Consider the following 4,261-nt stretch of genomic DNA (forward strand, 5'->3'; position numbering starts at 1 on the left):
GACCGCCGGTAGGGCCGTGCGGGTCCTCGACACGGCCGCCGGCCGGATGATCGCCGAGGCCACCCCGCGAGGCCTGGCGCGCCTGGACCAGGTGGGGCCGGACCTGACTGGCGTGGACCAGGACGTCGCGTCGTGGTTCGCCGCCGGACCATCCGACGACGACGAAGTGCGCGGTGCCCAGCCCGGCGCGGCTACTGAGCATCTCGACCGGGTGGCGGAACAGCTCGAGGCCTACTGCGCCGGCCGGCTGCGTGAGTTCGACGTCCCCGTGGACTGGGAGGTCGCCGGCGTGCACGACGAGTTCTCCCGCGAGGCCTACCGCGAGATCCAGCACATCCCGTACGGGGAGACCTCGACCTACGGGCAGGTCAGCGTGGACGCGGGCTGGCCGAGAAATGCCCGCCGGGTGGGGCGGTTGTGCACCCTCGTGCCGGTGCCGTTCGTCATCCCGGTGCACCGGGTCATCCGCGCCGACGGCGGGATGGGCAACTGTCCCGAGTACCGCCTTCGTCTCCTCGAGCACGAGCGGCGCAACCTCACCGCCGCGGCGCCGGTGCCGTTCCGCAGCGGGGGCGCTTAGTCGGAGCAGTGGCTTACAGAAGTCTGGGGCATCCGGACAACGGTGGGCACCGAACTACCCCGTGGTTAGTCTGGCGGCAGTCCGACCGCCGACCACGAACCCGGGGGGAACCCATGACTGTCGGAGACGTCACCACCGAGGGGCAACAGACGGTTCCGGGGTGTAGCCCCCGGCCCACGGTCGAGAGTTTCTCGCGCGTCCGCGAGCTCACCGACCTCCTGGCCTCCCGCCTGAGCGCCGAGGACCAGATCCCGCAGTCGATGACGGCCGCCAGCCCCGCGGCCTGGCACCGGGCGCACACCACGTGGTTCTTCGAGGAGTTCGTGCTGGGGCGGCTGCCGGGTTACTCCTCGCCCGAGCCGGTCTTCCGGTTCCTGTTCAACTCCTACTACGAGGCCGTCGGCCCTCGACAGCCCCGGCCCCAGCGCGGGCTCATCACCCGCCCGTCGGTGGCGGAGATCGGCGACTTCCGGGCCCGGGTCGACGAGGCGGTGGTGGCCGCGCTCGAGGCGGGCAGGGTCGACGAGCGTGGGCTGGAGTTGCTCGAGCTGGGCTGCCACCACGAGCAGCAGCACCAGGAGCTGATGCTCATGGACGCCAAGCACCTCTTCTCGCACAATCCGACCGACCCCGTCTATGTGCACAGGTCCGCGGACCCGGTCGCTGCGGCGCCGGGGGAGACGGACTGGCTCGTCGTCGTCGAGGGGGTCGCGCAGGTCGGCGCCCCGGACCCCGCCGACGGCTCCGGTCTCTCCCCCGACGGGTCGTCCTCCGGCGGCTTCTCCTACGACAACGAGCGCCCGCGTCACCGGGTGTGGATCCCCGGCGGCGAGGTGTCCACCCGCCAGGTCACGGTGGCCGACTGGAAGGAGTTCATGGCCGACGGCGGGTACACCCGCCCCGAACTGTGGCTCTCCGACGGGTGGGCCGCCGTTCAGGCCGAGGGCTGGGACGCGCCCGGGTACTGGCGGCGCGAGGACGGTGCCGCCGGGAACGCCTCCGCGGGCACCGCCGGGGCGCCTGCCTCCGACGGCGAGTGGACCACCTTCACCCTCTCGGGCCGCCGTCCGGTCGTGGATGCCGAACCCGTCTGTCACGTCTCCTTCTACGAGGCCGACGCCTACGCCCGCTGGTCCGGCGCGCGCCTGCCCACGGAGTTCGAGTGGGAGGTCGCCTCCGCCGGCTGGGAGATCCGCGACGAGCTCGACCCCGACCGCTGCCACCCGCAGCCCGTCACGGATCGGACGATCGGCGGAGTCTGGGAATGGACCGCCAGCGCCTACCTGCCCTACCCGGGGTTCGTCACCGAGGAGGGCGCCGCCGGCGAGTACAACGGCAAGTTCATGTCCGACCAGCACGTCCTGCGCGGTGGAAGCGCCCTCACCCCGGCGGGCCACACGCGGCCCACCTACCGGAACTTCTTCCCCGCCTCATCCCGGTGGGCGGCCACGGGACTGAGGCTCGCCCGATGACCGGCACCGAGAACCCGACGACGACGACCACAACGACCACCACCGACCCGGACACCGCCGCACTGGAGTCGGACCTGCGCGAGGGGTTCTTCGCCGACCCGCCCACCCTGCCACCGCGCTGGTTCTACGACGAGAAGGGCAGTCTGCTATTCGACCAGATCACCAGGGTGGCCGAGTACTACCCCACCCGGGCCGAGGCCGAGATCCTGCGGGCCCGCGCCGGCGACATCGTGGGCGCGGCCTCGACGGTGGTCGAGCTCGGGGCCGGGACCTGCGAGAAGACGCGGGTGCTGCTCGACGTGCTGGCGGCCGGACGCTCGGATGCGCGATTCGTGCCCTTGGACATCAGCACCGAGATGCTCTTCGAGACCGCCCGCGCGCTCGAGCAGGAGTATCCGGGCCTGCGGATCGACCCGGTCATCGGCGACATCACCGCCCTCGAGGGGCCGCTGCCGGGTGAGCCGGGCGGGCGGCTGGTGCTGTTCCTCGGCGGCACCGTGGGCAACTTCAGCGAGTCGCAGCGCGACGGGTTCTTCCGGATGCTGCGCGGAATCATGGCGCCGGGGGATCAGCTGGCCGTGGGATTCGACCTGGTCAAGAGTCCGGATCGACTGGTCGCGGCGTACGACGACGCCGCCGGTGTCACCGCCGAGTTCAACCTGAACATGCTCGACGTGATCGCGCGGACCGTCGACTGCACGGGCCTCGACCGCCGCGACTTCCGGCACGAGGCCGTGTGGAACGCCGAGGAGAGCCGGATCGAGATGTGGTTGCGTGCGGTGCGCGAGGTGCGGATCGACTTCCCGACGCTCGGGCGGGGGCGCACGCTGGCCGCCGGGGAGGGGATCCGCACCGAGATCGCCCGGAAGTTCGAGCCCCACGCGCTCATCGACGAACTCGCGGGGCACGGATTCGGCGGTCAGGCGGTGTGGACCGATGCGGCCGGCGATTTCGGGCTGGCCCTCGTCGTCGTCGACTAGGCCCTGTCCCGACGGCGGGACGGGAGCGCGCTGAGAACGATGACCCCGAGGCACAGCGTCGTGCCCAGCAGCGCACCGGCGAGGACGTCGTGGGGATAGTGGTCACCGGCGAGTACCCGGGCGCTGCCACCGACCACGGCGAGAGGCACTGCCACCCAGGCCAGCAGGGGTCTGACCGCGAGCAGGGCGGCCGTGATCGCGAAGGCGATCACGGTGTGACTGCTGGGGAACGACCAGTTGTCCGGGGCCGGACAGATCGAGCTCACCTCATGGAGATGGCACGGGCGCACCCTGGAGTAGGCGTCCTTGAGTGCGAGATTCAGCCAGAGGGCCATGATCACGGACAATCCGCCGGCGGCATACGTGACCACCGGCCTCCACCCGGGAGTCCGCGCGCGGAGGTGTGAGACCAGCAGGTGCACCCCGACCGAGGCGTGCAGGCCGACCAGGAGGAGCACGCTCGCCTCGGACAGCACGTCTCCCCACCGGACGGAGGAGTCGGTCACCGCCAGTTCGTACACCCGGACGCTCCAGTCGGGCGTGCGGGCCAGAAGGGTGAGGGGAATGAGTCCCGCGAGCCAGATCGCCGCGGCCAGCAGGATCGCCCGGGACAGCGGTGTCGGGGTCTGCGTGGCCTGTGGGGTCTGCGGGGTCACGGAGTCCGGATTGTCCTGATCGGCGGTCATCCTCCGGTCGTCATCTCCCTGGTCCATCGTGCGCCAGCCCGTGTCGTCGAGGGCTACCTGTGTTCCGTCCTGAACCGGTGCTCGGACCGGCCGAGTCGCCCGGCCGAGTCGCCCGACGGGTGCGAAGTACCCAGCCTACGGAGTGGACGCACGAGCCCGCGAGGAACCGGAGTCGCCCACCAGCGAGCGCTCGCGCCGCCGGTTCGTTGTCGTACGTGTGTTCTATAGTCGGGGTCATGGAGCAGGGAGTGTGGGACGCGCCGGGGCAGGGGTCGGAGTCGGCGACGCTGGCCGACGTTCTCGCGTTTCTCGAGGCCTCCGTGGAGAGCCTGTGCCAGGTCGACTGGTCGGATCACGACGCGGACATGCTGGTCGACGCCGTGGGACGCGTCGAGATCGTGGCCCGCCGGCTGGAGGCCGCCGGAGCGCGCGCCACTGCCGAACTGGCGGGCCTGCACCGCCAGAAGGGGCGTTCCGCCGGGGGAGTCGCCGCGTTGCTCGGGGAGAAGCTGGGTCTGGGCCGGGGCGTCGTACACGGGCGGA

The 4,261-nt window shown here is 71.4% G+C and carries 4 protein-coding genes and 1 pseudogene; 4 read left to right on the forward strand and 1 reads right to left on the reverse strand.

Going from position 1 to position 4,261, the window contains the following annotated elements:
• The 3 genes from G6027_RS13780 to egtD form a co-directional block, all read left to right on the forward strand.
• Positions 1–580 (forward strand): methylated-DNA--[protein]-cysteine S-methyltransferase (locus tag G6027_RS13780; RefSeq protein ID WP_241727127.1); only part of this gene is annotated, 580 nt, incomplete at its 5' end.
• A 113-nt stretch (positions 581–693) separates the two neighbouring features.
• The gene (egtB, locus tag G6027_RS13785; protein ID WP_182637664.1) at positions 694–2,052 is read left to right on the forward strand and encodes an ergothioneine biosynthesis protein EgtB; all 1,359 of its coding nucleotides are present in this window, start codon (positions 694–696) and stop codon (positions 2,050–2,052) included.
• Positions 2,049–3,032: an L-histidine N(alpha)-methyltransferase gene (egtD, locus tag G6027_RS13790; RefSeq protein ID WP_182637665.1), complete on the forward strand. Its 984-nt coding sequence runs from the start codon at positions 2,049–2,051 to the stop codon at positions 3,030–3,032. Before egtB ends, egtD begins: the two co-directional genes overlap by 4 nt.
• Here egtD and G6027_RS18440 read toward each other — a convergent pair.
• Complete coding sequence (locus G6027_RS18440) at positions 3,029–3,718, reverse strand: phosphatase PAP2 family protein (RefSeq protein WP_206682494.1); 690 nt, start codon at positions 3,716–3,718, stop codon at positions 3,029–3,031. The two genes, egtD and G6027_RS18440, sit on opposite strands and share 4 nt — an antisense overlap.
• A 236-nt stretch (positions 3,719–3,954) precedes the next feature.
• Here G6027_RS18440 and G6027_RS13800 point away from each other — a divergent pair.
• Positions 3,955–4,261 (forward strand): annotated as a pseudogene (locus G6027_RS13800) (HNH endonuclease); the annotation flags it as partial.

This window comes from Dietzia sp. SLG310A2-38A2 (assembly GCF_014145095.1).
In the GTDB taxonomy this organism is placed as follows: domain Bacteria; phylum Actinomycetota; class Actinomycetes; order Mycobacteriales; family Mycobacteriaceae; genus Dietzia.

What these genes read in the sequence shown, in the direction of transcription:
- G6027_RS18440 (WP_206682494.1), bottom strand. Translation starts at nt 3,718, where the DNA reads ATGACCGCCGATCAGGACAATCCGGACTCCGTGACCCCGCAGACCCCA.
- egtB (WP_182637664.1), top strand. Translation starts at nt 694, where the DNA reads ATGACTGTCGGAGACGTCACCACCGAGGGGCAACAGACGGTTCCGGGG.
- egtD (WP_182637665.1), top strand. Translation starts at nt 2,049, where the DNA reads ATGACCGGCACCGAGAACCCGACGACGACGACCACAACGACCACCACC.